The 16,749-nt window shown below is 41.9% G+C and carries 15 protein-coding genes; 11 read left to right on the top strand and 4 right to left on the bottom strand.

From position 1 onward, the window contains the following. Positions 1-77: 77 nt before the first annotated feature. The 4 genes from ASE42_RS16365 (at position 78) to ASE42_RS16350 (ending at position 4,054) form a co-directional block, all read left to right on the top strand. A complete protein-coding gene (locus ASE42_RS16365) occupies positions 78-983 on the top strand; it encodes an aminoglycoside phosphotransferase family protein (RefSeq protein WP_056768163.1) in 906 nt (301 codons plus the stop codon). Between the two features lie 95 nt (positions 984-1,078). Then, positions 1,079-1,834 (top strand): SDR family oxidoreductase, encoded by a 756-nt coding sequence (locus tag ASE42_RS16360; protein WP_024426147.1) that lies wholly within the window; start codon positions 1,079-1,081, stop codon positions 1,832-1,834. Positions 1,835-1,899: 65 nt separating this feature from the next. Next, complete coding sequence (locus ASE42_RS16355; RefSeq protein ID WP_024426146.1) at positions 1,900-2,583, top strand: metal-dependent hydrolase; 684 nt, start codon at positions 1,900-1,902, stop codon at positions 2,581-2,583. A gap of 148 nt (positions 2,584-2,731) precedes the next feature. Further along, entirely contained in the window at positions 2,732-4,054 is a 1,323-nt protein-coding gene (locus ASE42_RS16350) for a CBS domain-containing protein (protein WP_024424801.1), read from the top strand. Between the two features lie 37 nt (positions 4,055-4,091). Here the strand turns inward: ASE42_RS16350 and ASE42_RS16345 are convergent, their stop codons facing one another. Then, positions 4,092-4,394 (bottom strand): YtpI family protein, encoded by a 303-nt coding sequence (locus ASE42_RS16345; RefSeq protein WP_003216665.1) that lies wholly within the window; start codon positions 4,392-4,394, stop codon positions 4,092-4,094. A 147-nt stretch (positions 4,395-4,541) separates the two neighbouring features. Between ASE42_RS16345 and ASE42_RS16340 the strand changes: the two genes are divergently transcribed. After that, positions 4,542-5,483, top strand: a complete 942-nt coding sequence (locus tag ASE42_RS16340) for a DHH family phosphoesterase (RefSeq protein ID WP_024424800.1) — start codon at positions 4,542-4,544, stop codon at positions 5,481-5,483. Between the two features lie 51 nt (positions 5,484-5,534). On the opposite strand, the gene ASE42_RS16335 is transcribed toward ASE42_RS16340, so the two are convergent. The 3 genes from ASE42_RS16335 to ASE42_RS16325 all read right to left on the bottom strand — a co-directional run bounded on the left by ASE42_RS16335 (position 5,535) and on the right by ASE42_RS16325 (position 6,670). Next, the gene (locus tag ASE42_RS16335) at positions 5,535-5,720 is read right to left on the bottom strand and encodes a hypothetical protein (RefSeq protein WP_003216400.1); all 186 of its coding nucleotides are present in this window, start codon (positions 5,718-5,720) and stop codon (positions 5,535-5,537) included. Positions 5,721-5,828: 108 nt separating this feature from the next. After that, positions 5,829-6,332, bottom strand: a complete 504-nt coding sequence (ytrI, locus tag ASE42_RS16330) for a sporulation membrane protein YtrI (RefSeq protein ID WP_003216226.1) — start codon at positions 6,330-6,332, stop codon at positions 5,829-5,831. Further along, a complete protein-coding gene (locus tag ASE42_RS16325; RefSeq protein WP_024424798.1) occupies positions 6,329-6,670 on the bottom strand; it encodes a YtrH family sporulation protein in 342 nt (113 codons plus the stop codon). Before ASE42_RS16325 ends, ytrI begins: the two co-directional genes overlap by 4 nt. Positions 6,671-6,807: 137 nt before the next feature. Here ASE42_RS16325 and dnaE point away from each other — a divergent pair, with 137 nt between their 5' ends. The 6 genes from dnaE (at position 6,808) to pyk (ending at position 16,747) form a co-directional block, all read left to right on the top strand. After that, positions 6,808-10,143: a DNA polymerase III subunit alpha gene (gene dnaE, locus ASE42_RS16320; RefSeq protein ID WP_056768160.1), complete on the top strand. Its 3,336-nt coding sequence runs from the start codon at positions 6,808-6,810 to the stop codon at positions 10,141-10,143. Positions 10,144-10,284: 141 nt separating this feature from the next. Further along, entirely contained in the window at positions 10,285-11,517 is a 1,233-nt protein-coding gene (locus ASE42_RS16315) for an NADP-dependent malic enzyme (RefSeq protein ID WP_024426144.1), read from the top strand. Between the two features lie 303 nt (positions 11,518-11,820). Then, a complete protein-coding gene (gene accD / locus ASE42_RS16310; RefSeq protein WP_024424796.1) occupies positions 11,821-12,696 on the top strand; it encodes an acetyl-CoA carboxylase, carboxyltransferase subunit beta in 876 nt (291 codons plus the stop codon). Further along, positions 12,681-13,658, top strand: a complete 978-nt coding sequence (accA, locus tag ASE42_RS16305; RefSeq protein ID WP_024424795.1) for an acetyl-CoA carboxylase carboxyl transferase subunit alpha — start codon at positions 12,681-12,683, stop codon at positions 13,656-13,658. The genes accD and accA overlap by 16 nt, the downstream gene beginning before the upstream one ends. A gap of 341 nt (positions 13,659-13,999) precedes the next feature. Continuing rightward, entirely contained in the window at positions 14,000-14,959 is a 960-nt protein-coding gene (gene pfkA, locus ASE42_RS16300; RefSeq protein WP_024424794.1) for a 6-phosphofructokinase, read from the top strand. A gap of 27 nt (positions 14,960-14,986) precedes the next feature. Further along, positions 14,987-16,747, top strand: coding sequence for a pyruvate kinase (pyk, locus tag ASE42_RS16295; protein ID WP_024426143.1), 1,761 nt, complete (start codon positions 14,987-14,989; stop codon positions 16,745-16,747). The last annotated feature ends 2 nt before the right edge of the window (positions 16,748-16,749 follow it).

Raw genomic sequence — 16,749 nt, 5'->3', positions numbered from 1 at the left:
TGGAAAAAGGAGATTGATGATCATTGGAGAAATGAAAGCATACCTGCGTCAAGCAGAAGAGGGAGTGACAGCAGATCATGAGGAAAACGCTTGAGGCTTTGTTTCATCAACCAATCGTATCAGTGAAAACGTTAGGAGAACAATATAACGGACGGGCTAATGATGTGTGGCTGATCTCCTTACAAGATAAAACGGAATATGTAGTCAAATCTCCTAAAACTGCACGAGAAGAAAGTGAATTTGTGTCTGGGATCAAAATGATCTATGGAGTAGATGACCGTACTGTACAAGAGCATATCGATCAAATCAATCAAAAGCTGTCTCATGCGAAATCCTTTCATGTTCCAGAAGTTGTTCGTAAAGTGAAGAAGGCAGGGAGACATTTTTATGTAATGGAAAAAGTAGAAGGAACACCTTGTACATCTTTTGAGGGACGTTCATCAGACTTTTATAAGGATTATGGGAGGAAACTAGCACATCTTCATTCATATCGTACTGACTTTTTTGGTGCAGTCTACGGAGCTGAAAAGAAGCATTTGAGAGAATTCCATGCTGTGTTAAAAAAGGCTGTATCCAAACTCATAGGCCGCTATTACGCTGATCAGCATGAATTTCACTGTTATGCAGAAATTGTGCTGCAAAAGATGGAAAAGCTAAAGCCCCCTGATTCAGCAAGTCTCATTTTAATTGATTTAGATCCGTCTCAATATATTGAAAAAGATGATCAAGTGACTAGTTTAGTTGATACAGAATATGTCGTATATGGACCAGCTGCGTTTGATTTTATTGCATTGGAATACCTTTTGACGAAAGAAGCTGCCCGCAATGTTCAGTTGGGCTATGAAGAGATTTGCCCGCTTCCTCGTGATCTTCATGAGGTGAGAGAGTGCTATCGTTTTGTTTCTCTGCTGCTCGATATCCATGGCTCATGGGATTTGAAAATGTGGATGAATCACCCTATATTGTTTGACTCATATCGATAAAGGGTTCATAAGTGCGCCAGATGCCGGTTTATAGTAAAGTAAAGATAACAAAAGAAACACGTGAACTTGCAACCTTTGCTTTAGGAGGAGATTGTGTGCGACACGCATTAATAACAGCGGGTTCTAAAGGACTTGGCCGGAAAGTTACCGAGTCTTTACTGAATATGGGGTATTCTGTGACAGTGAATTATCGAAGTGATGATGAAGCTGTCCGGCAGATGAAAGAAGAATTACACCAGTACGAAGATAAGCTTCAATTTGTCCAAGGTGATGTGACAAAAAAAGAAGATTTGAAAAACATGGTAGAGCTGGCAGCAGAGCGATTTGGACGGATTGATGCCTTGATTAACAATGCCGGTCCTTATATTTTTGAACGAAAAAAACTGGCGGATTACTCTGAAGATGAATGGTATCAAATGATAGAAGGCAACCTATCAGCAGTATTCCATTTGTTCCGAATGGTCATCCCAACGATGAGAAAACAAGGCTTTGGCCGCATTATCACTTATGGCTTCCAAGGTGCAGACCATGCGCCAGGCTGGATGCACAGATCAGCCTTTGGAGCGGCAAAAGTGGGCCTTGCGTCATTGACGAAAACCATTGCGATTGAAGAAGCCGAAAACGGCATTACCGCCAATATGGTGTGTCCAGGCAAAATCGTTGGAGACATGAAAGAATCGACAATAGAGGAAGCCCGCCAAATCAAAGATGAAGAAACGCCAATAGGCAGGTCTGGCACTGGTGAGGATATAGGACGCATCATTTCATTTCTATGTGATGACCGTTCAGATCTCATTACAGGGACCGTCATTGAAGCAACAGGTGGTCTTAACGTGATTCACAGGCATTAAGTTTTTCAGCTTTTTATAGAGGGAATAAATGATATGAGATCAAAATTGAAAGGTGGATATACTACATGAAAGCTACATATCATGGACATTCAGTTGTACACATTGAAACAAACGGATATCATATTTGGATTGACCCATTTTTAAATGGAAATAAGCACACAGAGATCAAACCGCAAGATGTGAAAGCGGATGTCATTTTACTGACACATGGACATGGAGATCACCTTGGTGACACTATTGAAATTGCTAAAAATAATGACGCTCTCGTCGTTGCGCCAAATGAGCTTGCCGTTTATTTAAGCTGGCAAGGGGTGAAAACGCACCCGCTTCATATCGGCGGCGGACGTGAGTTTGAATTTGGTAAAGTGAAGCTCACGCAAGCGTTTCATGGTTCAGCTGTCATTGATGAAGAGGCACAGACAATTACGTATACAGGGATGCCATCAGGTATTTTATTTACCGCAGAGGGTAAAACAATTTATCATGCAGGAGACACTGCACTCTTTTCAGATATGAAACTGATCGGTGAACTGAATCATATTGAGCTCGCATTCCTTCCAATTGGTGATAACTTCACAATGGGACCGGAAGATGCAAGAATCGCAGCAGAATGGCTGCGGGCAAAACAGGTCGTTCCGATTCACTACAGCACATTCCCGCCAATTGAACAGGATCCGCATGCATTTGCAGACAGCCTGCATGGCGGCGTCGGTCATGTGTTAAACAGCGGGGAATCAATCGACATTTAATCCTCATATGAAAAAAGCTGGCACACAAATGCCGGCTTTTTTTATTTGCCTTCATCTGCCGAAAGAAAAGACAAATTGCTATTAAAAGCATCCTGCCCTTATAATGAAACATAGATGAAAACGCTGAAAACAAAAAGGGTGAACGGGATTGGCGACAAAGCATGAGCAAATTTTATCGTATATTGATTCATTAGATGTCGGAGAGAAAATTTCTGTCCGGCGCATAGCGAAAGAAATGAAAGTGAGTGAAGGTACCGCTTACAGGGCCATCAAAGATGCTGAAAATAAAGGATTCGTCAGTACCATTGAACGAGTCGGCACCATTCGAATTGAACAAAAGAAAAAAGAAAATATTGAAAAACTCACATATGCAGAAGTGGTCAATGTTATTGATGGTCAGGTCCTTGGAGGACGCGCCGGCTTACATAAAACGTTAAATAAATTTGTTATCGGAGCGATGGAGCTGGACGCAATGATGCGCTATACGGCTGCTGGCAACCTGCTCATCGTCGGAAACCGGATCAATGCCCATAGGCAGGCATTAGAGGCAGGGGCGGCTGTGCTGGTCACAGGCGGATTCTCAACAGATGATGAAATCATTCAGCTCGCAGATGAGCTGGAGCTGCCGATTTTATCGACAAGCTACGATACATTTACCGTAGCGGCTCTCATTAACAGAGCCATTTATGACCAATTAATTAAAAAAGAAATTGTGCTTGTAGAAGATATTTTAACGCCGATTGAACGCACCGTGTATTTATCACCAGAGGATAAGCTTGAAAAATGGTATGAAAAGAATTATGAAACTGGCCACGGCCGTTTCCCGGTCGCAGATGATCAAATGAAGATTCACGGAATCCTCACCTCAAAGGATATTGCGGGGCATGACCGCTCCACACCGATTGAAAAAGTGATGACGAAAAATCCGCTGACGGTCATTGGCAAGACATCTGTCGCCTCTGCTGCACAAATGATGGTGTGGGAAGGCATTGAGGTGCTGCCAGTTGTGGATGATCATGCGAAGCTGATCGGTATGATCAGCCGTCAGGATGTGCTCAAGGCGCTCCAAATGATTCAAAAGCAGCCGCAGGTCGGAGAAAAGCTGGATGATGTTGTCTCAAGAGGATTTAAAGAAGCCGATACAGAGAAACCAAAAGCGGATGCGGTTTATCAATACGAGGTTACCCCGCAAATGACGAACCAGCTTGGAAATATTTCATATGGGGTGTTCACACAAATTTTAATCGAATCTGCCAACCGCTTCTTAAAATCTCATAAAAAGGGCGAACTGATCGTCGAGAGTCTCTCTGTCTATTTCTTAAAGCCGGTCCAAATGGAATCCACCATCCAGATTAAGCCGAATATTCTAGAAGTAGGACGCAAGTTTGGAAAGCTGGAAGTGGAGGTTTATCACCAATCGAATATCGTAGGCAAAGCGATGCTGATGGTGCAGCTGATGGAAAGAGGATAATGATAAAAAGGGCGAACTCATGTCGCCCCTTTCCTTATTACGCATGATCTTTTTCGCCTTCCTTTAAAAAGAGCGGAAGGTAATGCTTGTAGGCTTTATACCCAGCCCACGTACTGCCGATACCAACAGCAACAAAAATAAATCCGATGACAAATGCGAGTGACGAGCGGTTTAAAAATAATTGATTCACACCGAAGAGCAGGACAAAGCAGCCAAGGGCCATACTGGATTTCGCCGACCAGAATTTTTTCTCGACTGGCCGGTTCGTACGGACATTTTTTGCTTTGTAGTATAAATAAAACATGGCAGAACAAATAATAAACACAATCAAAACAAGCATGTGCCAAGCCTCCATTGTAAGTGGTTACAACCCTATTTTAAACGTAAATAGGCTTGCTTACTAGAATAAATTGTCTATTCCTCACTTTTCCGTCACGATAGATTATGATTTAATAATAAAAAGAGTATCGCATGAGAAGGAGTTTTTATGAAAAAAGAACTGATTAGAACCATATCATTATATGACACCATCATCATCCATAGACATGTAAGACCAGATCCTGATGCGTATGGATCGCAGTGCGGCCTTACGGAAATCTTGCGTGCCACCTATCCAGAAAAAAATATTTATGCGACAGGAACGCCTGAGCCATCCCTTTCATTTTTATATGAACTCGATGAGGTACCAGATGACGTGTATAAAGGGGCCCTTGTCATTGTCTGTGATACGGCCAATCAAGCAAGAATTGATGATCAGCGCTATTTAATGGGCGATAAGCTGATGAAAATCGACCATCACCCGAATGAAGATCCTTATGGTGATTTGCTTTGGGTGGATACAGAGGCAAGCTCTGTGAGCGAGATGATTTATGAATTGTACTTAGAGGGGAAAGAAGAAGGATATCAGCTGAATACAAAGGCAGCTGAATTGATCTATGCCGGCATTGTAGGAGACACAGGCCGCTTCCTTTTCCCAAACACAACGAAAAAGACACTCAAATATGCAGGGGAACTTATCGAATATCCATTTTCATCTTCAGATCTTTTCAATCAATTGTATGAGACAGATTTGAATGTCGTGAAATTAAATGGCTATATTTTTCAACATATATCTTTGTCAGAGAACGGGGTTGCATCTGTTTTCATTAAGCGTGAAATTTTGGAATCGTTCCAAACAACAGCGCAGCAGGCCTCACAGCTTGTTGGGACACTAGGGAATATTGCAGGCATTAAGGCATGGGTCTTTTTTGTGGAAGAAAACGATCAGATTCGTGTGAGATTCCGCTCTAAAGGCGTCGTCATTAACACCATTGCGAAAAAATATCATGGAGGCGGCCACCCGCTTGCAGCCGGTGCGTCCATTTATGATTGGGCAGTAGCAGATGAGATTTTGCGTGATTTAGAGGAAGTATGTAAATCATCATCATAAGAGAGGAGGGATATGAAGTCCCTTCTCTCTTTTTTGTCATGGAGAAAAGGGTTATTTGCATACAGGAATAAACCAGCAGCCGATGTCTGTTGAATCTTCATAGGCTTGGAGATTTTGATGCTTTAATTCTTTTTTAATTAAATGAGCCATCATTTCTGTCTCAGCATAAGCACACATGCCGTCTTTGATCCGGCTTGCTTTGTCTCGTGCCATTTGACGATAGCTGTAAACCTCCATTGTCCTCACCTCTTTCTATTTAAGATCTCGTTCTACTTTTAGTGTATAAAAATGAAGCGTGAAAAGAAATCATTGAGGGCAGAAATTCATAAAAATTCCACAACCTCTTTATTCAGCAAATGAAATACGTACTTCAAGTGAAAGCTTCGTATAAATTGTCAGCTCTGTCACTTTCGCGCGATATGCCTTTTCCCGAATGGTATATTCTTTATTTTCCACTGTCCGTTTTAGTAATTCCTTTGTTTTATAGACACTTTCAATATCCTTTGTAATGACTTCTGAGATATCCTCCTTGACCTGATCTTCAAACTTTAGCGTGTCTGGCTCTGGGATTTTATATTGCTCACGATTCACGAGATGAACATCTACGCTTTGGATCAGCAGCCGCTTCTTATTATCCTCATTTAACTTATGCAAATCTTCCCGATAGAGTGTGATTTGTTCTTTCAGACTGTCCATATGATGCTGCTGGCTTCTCAGCAGTGTCACTTGCTTTTCCTGAAAGGTTCCGTATGTAAAGAGAAAAATAAGCCAGCTTACAATCGCACCAAACATCATTCCTGCAAAAAAACGCTGCCAGCCTGGGCGTTTATACAGCTCCGGCACCCTCATGATGACACATGCTCCTGGGTAAGCCACGTAATAATGAGATACCCCGTTTGTGCACCGCCCATGGCAGAGATAATTAATAAAATCTGCTTGAAAATATCACGTGTGTTTCCTTCGAAAATGCCTCGTTCAAAGCTATAAACAGCATCAAATGTTCCGCCGATAGCGGCGACAAGCGCCCAAATCTTTAAACGGTTGGCAAGACTAGTAATAATGGATAAAGGCGGCTGACCAGATAAATAAGCACCAACACCGCCTATGATAGCACCACCCAAAATGACCCCAAGGGCGATAAAGTAACAGCTGATAAAATTCGGAATAAAAGCTTCCTTCACATCCATTTTGTCCACCTCACTCTATTCAATATATGGCGTGTGCTGGACAAGTATGAACGGACAGAAAAGAAAGAACATTTGTTTCTCATCGCATCGCGTTTTATAATGAAAGAATGACTTTAGACGAAAGGAGTGGATTAAGCATGTCTTATGTTCATCTTCAGGTCCACAGTGGATACAGCTTGTTAAGCAGTGCAGCTAAAGTAAAGGAGCTTGTGCTGAAAGCAAAAGAACTTGGCTGCAAGGCGCTCGCTCTTACCGATGACCATGTGATGTATGGCACGGTTGAATTTTATAAGGAATGTAAAAAACATGGCATCAAGCCTGTTATCGGTTTAACAGCTTCTGTCTTCATAGATGAACAAGAGACAGAGGCTTATCCCTTGGTACTCCTTGCAAAAAACAATGAAGGCTATCAAAACCTAATCAAAATCAGCAGTGTGCTGAAATCAAAATCAAAAGCCGGATTGAAAGAGAAATGGCTCAAAAGCTATCACCGCGGGCTCATTGCCATCACACCAGGCGCATCTGGGTATATTGAAACGCTTTTGCAGCATGATCAGTTAGAAGAAGCGCGTGAAGCCGCCAACCAATTGAAGCATATATTCGGCGAGGGACATGTGTATATCGCACTTCAGCCATTTCAGCAGGACGAATCGCTCGCCGGCAAACTGCGGGACGTCTCACAAAGTGCAGACATTCCTCTTGTTGCGACGGGTGATGTTCACTATATCAATCGAGAAGACAAAATGGCTTATACGTGCTTAAAAGCGATTAAAGCAGGTAAGCAGCTTTCAGAGATAGAGGAAGACCGAGGAGAAAAGCATTTCAGATCCTTTGAAGAAATGTTGGAATGGTATAGAGATGATCGAGAGCTGCTGACAAGAACGGTGGAGATTGCAAACCGCTGTGAAGTTGATTTAAATCTTGGGCAGACAAAACTCCCATCCTATCCAACTCCTGATCAATCAACAGCAGATCAGTTTTTACGCAGAGTGTGCGCGGAAGGGATGAAGCAAAGAAAGCTTGCTTCAAATGACATGTATGTCAAAAGGCTTGAATATGAGCTGAGCATTATCCAAAAAATGAATTTCAGTGATTATTTTCTCATTGTGTGGGATTTTATGAAGTATGCGCATGACAAAGGAATTGTCACAGGCCCTGGACGGGGATCAGCAGCGGGTTCACTTGTTGCATATGTTCTGTTTATTACAGATGTCGATCCGCTCCGTCACGGTCTTTTATTTGAGCGCTTCTTAAATCCAGAGCGGATCAGCATGCCAGATATTGATATTGATTTCCCCGACACGAGAAGAGATGAAATCATTTCTTATGTAAAAGACAAATACGGAGACATGCATGTAGCGCAAATTGTCACGTTTGGAACACTTGCAGCAAAAGCTGCTTTAAGGGATGTTGGTCGTGTGATGGGAATTGATTCAAAGGCAGCGGACCGTCTTGCCAAGCTGATTCCATCAAAGCCAGGAACGACGCTGAAAGAAGCGGTGACTGCATCTTCTGAATTAAAAGCGATGCTTCAGCAATCTGAAGAGCTTCGAAAGGTCTTCCAAACTGCTTTAAAAGTAGAAGGCTTACCGAGACACACCTCGACACATGCAGCTGGCGTTGTGCTGAGCGAGGAGCCGCTGACAGAGGTCGTTCCAATTCAAGACGGCCATGAAGGTGTGTATTTAACGCAGTATGCCATGAATTATTTAGAAGATCTCGGACTTTTAAAGATGGATTTCTTAGGGCTCAGAAACTTAACATTAATTGAATCCATTAAAAACCAGATTGAAAGACAGGAAAACGTCCACATTAACTTTAGTGACATATCATATGAGGATCAGAAAACGTTTGAATTGTTATCTGCGGGAGATACAACTGGAATATTCCAGCTTGAATCACAGGGGATGCGTCAGGTGCTGAGGCGCCTAAAGCCGTCTAGTTTAGAAGACATCGTGGCGGTCAATGCTCTCTATCGTCCAGGTCCAATGGAAAATATCCCGCTTTTTATCGACCGAAAGCATGGCAGAGTCAAGGTCTCCTATCCTCATCCTGATTTGTATGACATATTAAAGGATACATATGGGGTCATCGTCTATCAGGAGCAAATCATGCTGATTGCAGCGAAGATGGCTGGTTTTCAGCTGGGCGAGGCAGATCTATTAAGAAGAGCTGTTTCAAAGAAGGATAAAAAGGTCCTGGATGAAGAGCGAAGCCATTTTGTTGAAGGATGCCTAAAAAAGGAGTATCCTGTTAACATTGCAAATGACGTTTATGACTTAATCGTCAAATTTGCAAACTATGGTTTTAATAGAAGCCATGCTGTTGCATATAGCATGATTGGCTTTCAGCTTGCTTATTTAAAAGCGCATTATCCGTTATATTTTATGTGCGGTCTTTTAACGAGTGTAATTGGAAATGAAGACAAAATTGCTCAATATTTCTATGAGGCGAAGGAAAAAGGGATATCTGTGTTGAAGCCTTCTATTAATAAGAGTGAGTTTCCATTTACGGTTGAAAAAGGGGAGATCCGCTACAGCTTAAGAGCGATCAAAAATGTCGGAGTGTCAGCTGTAAAGGATATATACAGAGCAAGACAGGAAAAGCCGTTTGAAGATTTATTTGATTTTTGCGCAAGAGTATCACCAAAGAGTGTCAACCGAAAAACGATTGAAGCGCTCATTTTTTCAGGGGCGATGGATGAGTTTTATCCCAATCGTGCTTCGTTATTAGCATCGATAGATATCGCGTTAGATCACGTGTCATTTTTAAATCCAGAGGATCAGCTGGACTTTCTTGGGGATACAACCTTCTCCATTAAGCCAAAATATGCGGAGATAGAAGAAATGCCGCTTGTTGATCTCCTGCAATTTGAAAAAGAGGCACTCGGGTTATATTTATCAAATCATCCAGTACAAGCGTACCGAGACCGCTTAAGAGAGAATGGTGCAGTGGAAATCATCAGACTTTCTTCCTATATTAAGCGTAAAATCTCAATGGGTGGTCTTTTGACAAAAGTGAAATCGATTCGGACAAAAAATGGACAATCGATGGCATTTGTTACATTTGGGGATGAAACGGGAGAAATGGAAGGCGTCGTCTTTCCAGAGCAATTTAGAAAGCTGTCCCCCTTACTTGAGGAGGGCAACATGCTTTATGTTGAAGGCAGAGTAGAGGTCAGAAATGACAGCAGTCAAATCATCGTGCAAGAAGCTGCTTTGCTGGAAGAGATGGATGCAAAAAGAAAAGAGTCTGTCTACATTCGTGTGAAAGAAGAGAATCATACGCAGGAGCTGCTAGAGCAAGTAAAACGAATCCTTTCGATGCACAGCGGAGAAGCAGATGTCTATTTGTATTATGAGAAGCAAAAAAAGACGATGAGACTTCCAGATGCATACAAAGTTCATGCAGATCATGCTGTAATTTTCCAGTTAAAAGAGCTGCTCGGTGAACAAAACGTTGTGATTAAATGATGACAAATCGCCTGAATATGTTTTACAAATTCACCTATTGTGTTATCATTTTAAAGATTCTGTTTATTTAAAACTGCCAGTATGTGCTTATCAACTTAGCAAATCATTAAATCATTTTCCACTTGAAGGAGTGTTCATCACATGTCATTAAGAGAAGAAGCATTACATATGCACAAAGAGAATCAAGGCAAACTCGAATCAAAATCAAAAGTACAAGTGAAAAATGCGAAAGACTTGAGCTTGGCTTATTCACCTGGTGTTGCAGAACCATGTAAAGATATTTATGACGACACAAGCAAAGTGTATGATTATACAATGAAAGGCAATATGGTCGCTGTTGTCACAGACGGAAGCGCTGTTTTAGGACTTGGAAATATTGGTGCAGAAGCATCTCTTCCAGTAATGGAAGGGAAAGCTGTATTATTCAAAAGCTTTGCAGGCGTAGATGCCTTCCCAATCGCGCTTGCAACGAATGATGTAGACAAAATCGTTGAAACAGTGAAGCTCCTTGAGCCGACTTTTGGCGGTGTGAACCTTGAAGATATTGCAGCGCCTAACTGCTTTATCATCGAAGAGCGCTTGAAAAAAGAGACAAACATTCCAGTTTTCCACGATGATCAGCACGGAACAGCCATTGTGACAGTAGCGGGACTTGTGAATGCACTGAAGCTATCTGGAAAATCCATGTCTTCAATTAAAGTAGTGGCAAACGGCGCCGGAGCAGCAGGAATTGCGATTATCAAGCTTCTTTATCATTTCGGTGTACGTGATATCATTATGTGTGATACGAAAGGTGCTATTTACGAAGGCCGCCCGAACGGTATGAATGCAGTGAAAAACGAAGTAGCTAAATTCACGAACCAAGACCGCAAAGAAGGTTCATTAGAAGAGGTCATTGAAGGCGCAGACGTCTTTATCGGGGTTTCTGTAGCAGGCGCTTTAACAAAAGAAATGGTTGGAAAAATGGCAAAAGATCCTGTCATCTTTGCTATGGCTAATCCAAATCCAGAGATTATGCCAGAAGATGCACATGAAGCAGGAGCAAGTGTTGTAGGTACTGGCCGTTCTGACTTCCCGAACCAAGTTAACAACGTACTGGCATTCCCAGGAATTTTCCGCGGAGCATTAGATGTACGTGCAACTCACATTAACGAAGAAATGAAAATCGCAGCTGTTGAAGCGATTGCGTCTCTTGTTTCAGATGAAGAATTGTCAGCTGAATATGTCATTCCTGCACCATTTGATGCACGCGTAGCACCAGCGGTAGCAAAAGCGGTGGCAAAAGCAGCAATGGAAACTGGCGTTGCAAGAATCAAGGTCGACCCAGAAGCTGTCGCTGAAAAAACAAGAAAATTAACGATTATCGGCGAATAATCAACTGGAAAAGTGTGCACGTTCTTTCTGAAACTGGAGAAAAACGTGCACCATTTCCTCTCTTACGCGAAAATTTTTTCATCCGGAATGAGATTTTTTTGTAGACGTTCACAATTCAAACATATCAACTGCTCAGCGCCCCAATCACATACTCATTTCTCATCAATTCCCCACTGAAAAAATTGAATGAAGGATGACAGCGTTTGACAAAAAAAGTACAATAGTTTCGGTACAGTTATGACATGTCCTATAATAGTGGATGTGCGTGTAAAGAAAAAACCCTTCAAAAAGGGAGGTAGTCATTTGTCAATCAAGAATATTTTCAGTAAAAAGAAAAAATATGCATCTGTACCCTCTGAACAGGCAAGTCAAGATGTGCCTGAAGGCATCATGACCAAATGTCCGCAATGTAAAAAAATAATGCTCACCAAAGAACTAGATAAAAATTTACGTGTTTGTATGAATTGCGGCAGACATTTGCAAATGAATGCAAAACAGCGTATTGAAAGCCTTGTAGATGAAGGCACATTTGAAGAATTTAACGGGCACCTCATTTCATCAAACCCGCTCGGTTTCCCAGGCTACGAAGAAAAGCTTGAGAAAGACAGAGAAAAAACATCTTTGAATGAAGCCATTGTCACAGGTAAAGGTGAAATTGAAGGCCAAAGTGCTGTGATTGCTGTCATGGATGCCACGTTCCGTATGGGCAGCATGGGATCCGTTGTTGGTGAAAAGATCACGCTGGCGATCGAGAAAGCAAAAGCGGACAAGGTGCCATTTATTATCTTTACTGCTTCTGGCGGAGCGAGAATGCAAGAGGGAATTCTCAGTCTCATGCAGATGGCAAAAACAAGTTCAGCATTAAAGCTGTTCAGCGAGGATCAAGGTTTGATTATCTCTGTGATGACGAACCCTACAACTGGCGGTGTATCAGCTAGTTTTGCGTCTCTCGGTGATTACAATTTTGCAGAACCTGGTGCTTTAATTGGTTTTGCAGGCCGCAGAATCATTGAACAAACGATTCGTGAAGACCTGCCAGAGGACTTCCAGACGGCTGAATTTTTAATGAAGCATGGACAGCTTGATGCTGTGATTCATCGTGCAGAAATGAAAGAAACACTAGGCCGAATCTTAGCACTACACAGCACAGGAGGTGAACGAGAGTGGCTGGAGAACTAGAATTTGAAAAACCTGTCATTGAACTTCGAGCGAAAATTGATGAACTAAAAAAGTTCACACAAAACTCAGAAATGGATTTAAGTGCAGAAATTGAGCGCCTTGAAACACGTCTGAGCAAGCTCGAAGCAGACATTTATACAAATTTAAAGCCGTGGGACAGAGTGCAGATTGCTCGGCATGCGATGCGCCCAACAACTCTCGATTACATTCAAGAGCTGTTTGACAACTTTTTCGAATGTCACGGTGACCGTTTTTATGGTGATGATGAAGCGATCGTTGGAGGAATTGCCACGTTTAAAGGGCTTCCTGTCACGGTTATTGGCCATCAGCGCGGTAAAGATACAAAAGAAAACTTGCGCCGTAATTTCGGAATGCCTCATCCAGAAGGCTACCGTAAAGCGCTGCGCTTGATGAAACAAGCAGATAAATTTAATCGCCCGATCATTTGCTTTATCGATACAAAAGGAGCTTATCCTGGTAAAGCAGCTGAAGAGCGCGGACAAAGTGAAGCAATTGCGAAAAACCTATTCGAAATGGCAGGACTTCGTGTACCAGTTGTCTGTATTGTCATTGGAGAAGGCGGAAGCGGCGGCGCACTAGGCTTAGGCGTAGGAAACCACCTATTCATGCTAGAAAACTCAACATATTCAGTGATTTCACCTGAAGGTGCAGCAGCACTGCTCTGGAAGGATTCATCACTTGCGAAAAAAGCTGCAGAATCAATGAAAATTACCGCTCCAGACCTAAAAGAATTAGATATTATAGATGATGTTATTAAAGAAGTGCAAGGTGGAGCACATCGAGACGTGAAACAACAAGCAGCTTACATGGAAAAAACATTAAAACAGTCACTTACATCTTTGCTCAAACTAACGCCTGAGGAACTAGTCGAACAAAGATATGAAAAATACAAAGCAATCGGGAAAGTCTCGATTGAAAATCAATATATTGGGGTAAACTAAATAAACGTACAGCCTTTTTGGCTGGCGTTTATTTTTTTCATCTTTTTTCATGAAAACCGTCTTCATGTAAGCGCTTTTTGAAAATAATTTTCTTTTGTTTTCATAAAATTTGAAACGTCTGAAAACCTTGATATGACAAGGTTTATAGCACTTGCCTTTACAGATTTCAGAGAGATTTGCTTTCATGACGTTCTTAACTTTTGTTTAAAAACGGTTTATTTAATTGTATAATAAGTACGGTTTTAGAAATTCGTATTGAAAACATCCAAATTTGCTCATGATTGTTTTCAAGCAGTGGAAATGGTATGTTTAATTCATATATGGTCTCTGAGGTGAAAAAGATGAAGCGTATAGGAGTTTTAACAAGCGGTGGGGATTCCCCAGGAATGAATGCAGCTGTGCGCGCAGTTGTAAGGAAAGCAATTTACCATAATGTTGAAGTTTACGGTATTTATAATGGATACTCAGGTCTAATTAACGGTAAAATTGAGAAACTCGAAATAGGTTCAGTAGGCGATATCATTCATCGTGGAGGAACAAAACTTTACACGGCAAGATGTCCTGAATTCAAGACAGTTGAAGGTCGTGAAAAGGGAATTGAAAACTTAAAAAAATTCGGTATTGAAGGACTTGTAGTCATTGGTGGAGACGGGTCATTTATGGGAGCGAAGAAATTAACAGAGCTCGGTTTTCCATGTGTAGGTGTTCCAGGCACGATTGACAACGATATTCCAGGTACTGATTTCACTATTGGCTTTGATACAGCACTGAATACTGTCATTGATGCCATTGATAAAATTCGTGATACAGCCACATCTCATGAACGTACATACGTAGTGGAAGTAATGGGAAGACATGCTGGTGATATTGCCCTTTGGTCAGGTCTTGCAGGCGGAGCCGAATCTATTTTGATTCCTGAAGCAGACTATGACATGGACGAAATTATTGCTAGGTTAAGAAGAGGTCACGAACGCGGCAAGAAGCATAGTATCATCATCGTTGCCGAAGGCGTAGGCAGCGGTGTTGAATTTGGTAAGCGGATTGAAGAGGAGACAAGCCTTGAAACACGTGTATCTGTCTTAGGGCATATTCAGCGCGGTGGTTCTCCGAGTGCGTTTGACCGTGTACTGGCAAGCCGTTTAGGAGCATATGCAGTCGAGCTTCTTCTTGAAGGACAAGGCGGACGCTGTGTAGGCATTCAAAGCAATGAACTCGTTCATCACGATATTTTAGAAATCTTAGATAAAAAACATACAGTCGATAAAAATATGTACCGACTTTCACAAGAGCTCTCTATATAAAACGAGAAGACCTTAGGAGGAACAGTAATGAGAAAGACAAAAATCGTTTGTACAATCGGTCCAGCAAGTGAAAGCATTGAAAAGCTGACTGAATTGATTGAAGCAGGAATGAATGTAGCCAGACTAAACTTCTCCCATGGAGATTTTGAAGAGCATGGTGCACGCATTGAAAACATACGTAAAGCAGGTAAAACATTAGGCAAGGACATTGCGATCCTTCTAGATACAAAAGGTCCAGAGATCCGTACACGTACAGTTGAAAACGGCTCAATTGAGCTAGTCGCTGGTGCTGATCTTATCGTGAGTATGGAAGACATTGTTGGAAATACGGAAAAAATTAGTGTGACATACGAAGATTTAATTCATGATGTAGAAGTAGGTTCAACGATTCTATTAGATGATGGTCTGATTGGTTTAGAAGTAAAAGAAATTAACAAGGACCGCAAAGAAATCGTCACTAAAGTCATGAATACAGGCACGCTCAAAAACAAAAAAGGCGTCAACATACCTGGCGTCAGTGTGAACCTGCCAGGTATTACAGAAAAGGATGCCAATGATATTCTGTTTGGAATTGAACAAGGCGTCGATTTCATCGCAGCTTCTTTTGTGAGACGAGCTTCTGATGTTCTTGAAATTCGTGAGCTTCTTGAAAAGAACAATGCGACTGATATTCAAATCATCCCTAAGATTGAAAACCAAGAGGGTGTTGATAACATCGACGAGATCCTTGAGGTATCTGATGGTTTAATGGTTGCGCGTGGAGATCTTGGTGTAGAGATCCCGGCAGAAGAAGTACCGCTTGTTCAAAAAATGCTGATCAAAAAATGCAATCGCTTAGGCAAGCCTGTCATCACAGCGACTCAAATGCTGGACAGCATGCAGCGTAACCCTCGTCCAACTCGTGCGGAAGCAAGTGACGTGGCAAATGCTATTTTTGACGGTACAGATGCGATTATGCTTTCTGGTGAAACAGCAGCAGGAACATATCCAGTAGAAGCTGTACAAACAATGCATAACATTGCATCACGTTCAGAAGAAGCACTAAATTATAAAGCCATTCTTTCTCGCAGAAGCGAAGAAGTAGAAGTCAGCATTACAGACGCGATCGGTCAATCTGTTGCACATACAGCAATGAAGCTTGATGTAGCAGCGATTGTGACACCGACGGAAAGCGGACATACAGCAAGAATGATTTCAAAATATAGACCAAAAGCACCAATCGTAGCAGTTACTGCAAACGAATCAGTGGCGAGAAAGCTTTCACTCGTATTCGGTGTATTTGCAAAGAGTGGATCAAAAACGACGTCTACTGATGAAATGCTTGAGAATGCAGTAGAAAAGTCAATTGAAACAGGCTATGTAAGACACGGCGATTTAATTGTCATTACAGCAGGTGTGCCAGTTGGTGAAACAGGTACGACGAACTTAATGAAAGTATATGTTGTCGGTGACATCATTGCGAAAGGTCAAGGGATTGGCCGTAAATCTGCATTTGGACCGGTTGTCATTGCACAAAGCGGAAAAGAAGCAGAAGAAAAAATGTACGATGGTGCGATCCTAGTTGCAAACTGCACAGATCGTGATATGATGGGAGCTTTAGAAAAAGCATCTGCCCTTATCACAGAAGAAGGCGGTTTAACAAGCCATGCAGCAGTTGTTGGACTAAGCCTCGGCATTCCAGTGATTGTTGGTCTTGACAGCGCCACGACACTTTTAAAAGAAGGCGAAGAGATTACAGTAGATCCAGCACGCGGAGCGATCTACAAAGGCCGTGCAAGCGTCCTTTAAAT

It is taken from the genome of Bacillus sp. Root920, assembly GCF_001429445.1.
GTDB classification, from domain to species: Bacteria; Bacillota; Bacilli; order Bacillales; family Bacillaceae; genus Bacillus; species Bacillus safensis.
Note: the sequence above shows the minus strand (reverse complement) of the source record. Positions and strands in the feature narration are given on the sequence as shown.

What these genes read in the sequence shown, in the direction of transcription:
- ytrI (WP_003216226.1), bottom strand. Translation starts at nt 6,332, where the DNA reads ATGAGGGTGCCGGAGCTGTATAAACGCCCAGGCTGGCAGCGTTTTTTT.
- ASE42_RS16325 (WP_024424798.1), bottom strand. Translation starts at nt 6,670, where the DNA reads ATGGATGTGAAGGAAGCTTTTATTCCGAATTTTATCAGCTGTTACTTT.
- ASE42_RS16315 (WP_024426144.1), top strand. Translation starts at nt 10,285, where the DNA reads ATGTCATTAAGAGAAGAAGCATTACATATGCACAAAGAGAATCAAGGC.
- ASE42_RS16335 (WP_003216400.1), bottom strand. Translation starts at nt 5,720, where the DNA reads ATGGAGGTTTACAGCTATCGTCAAATGGCACGAGACAAAGCAAGCCGG.
- dnaE (WP_056768160.1), top strand. Translation starts at nt 6,808, where the DNA reads ATGTCTTATGTTCATCTTCAGGTCCACAGTGGATACAGCTTGTTAAGC.
- ASE42_RS16345 (WP_003216665.1), bottom strand. Translation starts at nt 4,394, where the DNA reads ATGCTTGTTTTGATTGTGTTTATTATTTGTTCTGCCATGTTTTATTTA.
- ASE42_RS16340 (WP_024424800.1), top strand. Translation starts at nt 4,542, where the DNA reads ATGAAAAAAGAACTGATTAGAACCATATCATTATATGACACCATCATC.
- ASE42_RS16365 (WP_056768163.1), top strand. Translation starts at nt 78, where the DNA reads ATGAGGAAAACGCTTGAGGCTTTGTTTCATCAACCAATCGTATCAGTG.
- pyk (WP_024426143.1), top strand. Translation starts at nt 14,987, where the DNA reads ATGAGAAAGACAAAAATCGTTTGTACAATCGGTCCAGCAAGTGAAAGC.
- pfkA (WP_024424794.1), top strand. Translation starts at nt 14,000, where the DNA reads ATGAAGCGTATAGGAGTTTTAACAAGCGGTGGGGATTCCCCAGGAATG.
- ASE42_RS16355 (WP_024426146.1), top strand. Translation starts at nt 1,900, where the DNA reads ATGAAAGCTACATATCATGGACATTCAGTTGTACACATTGAAACAAAC.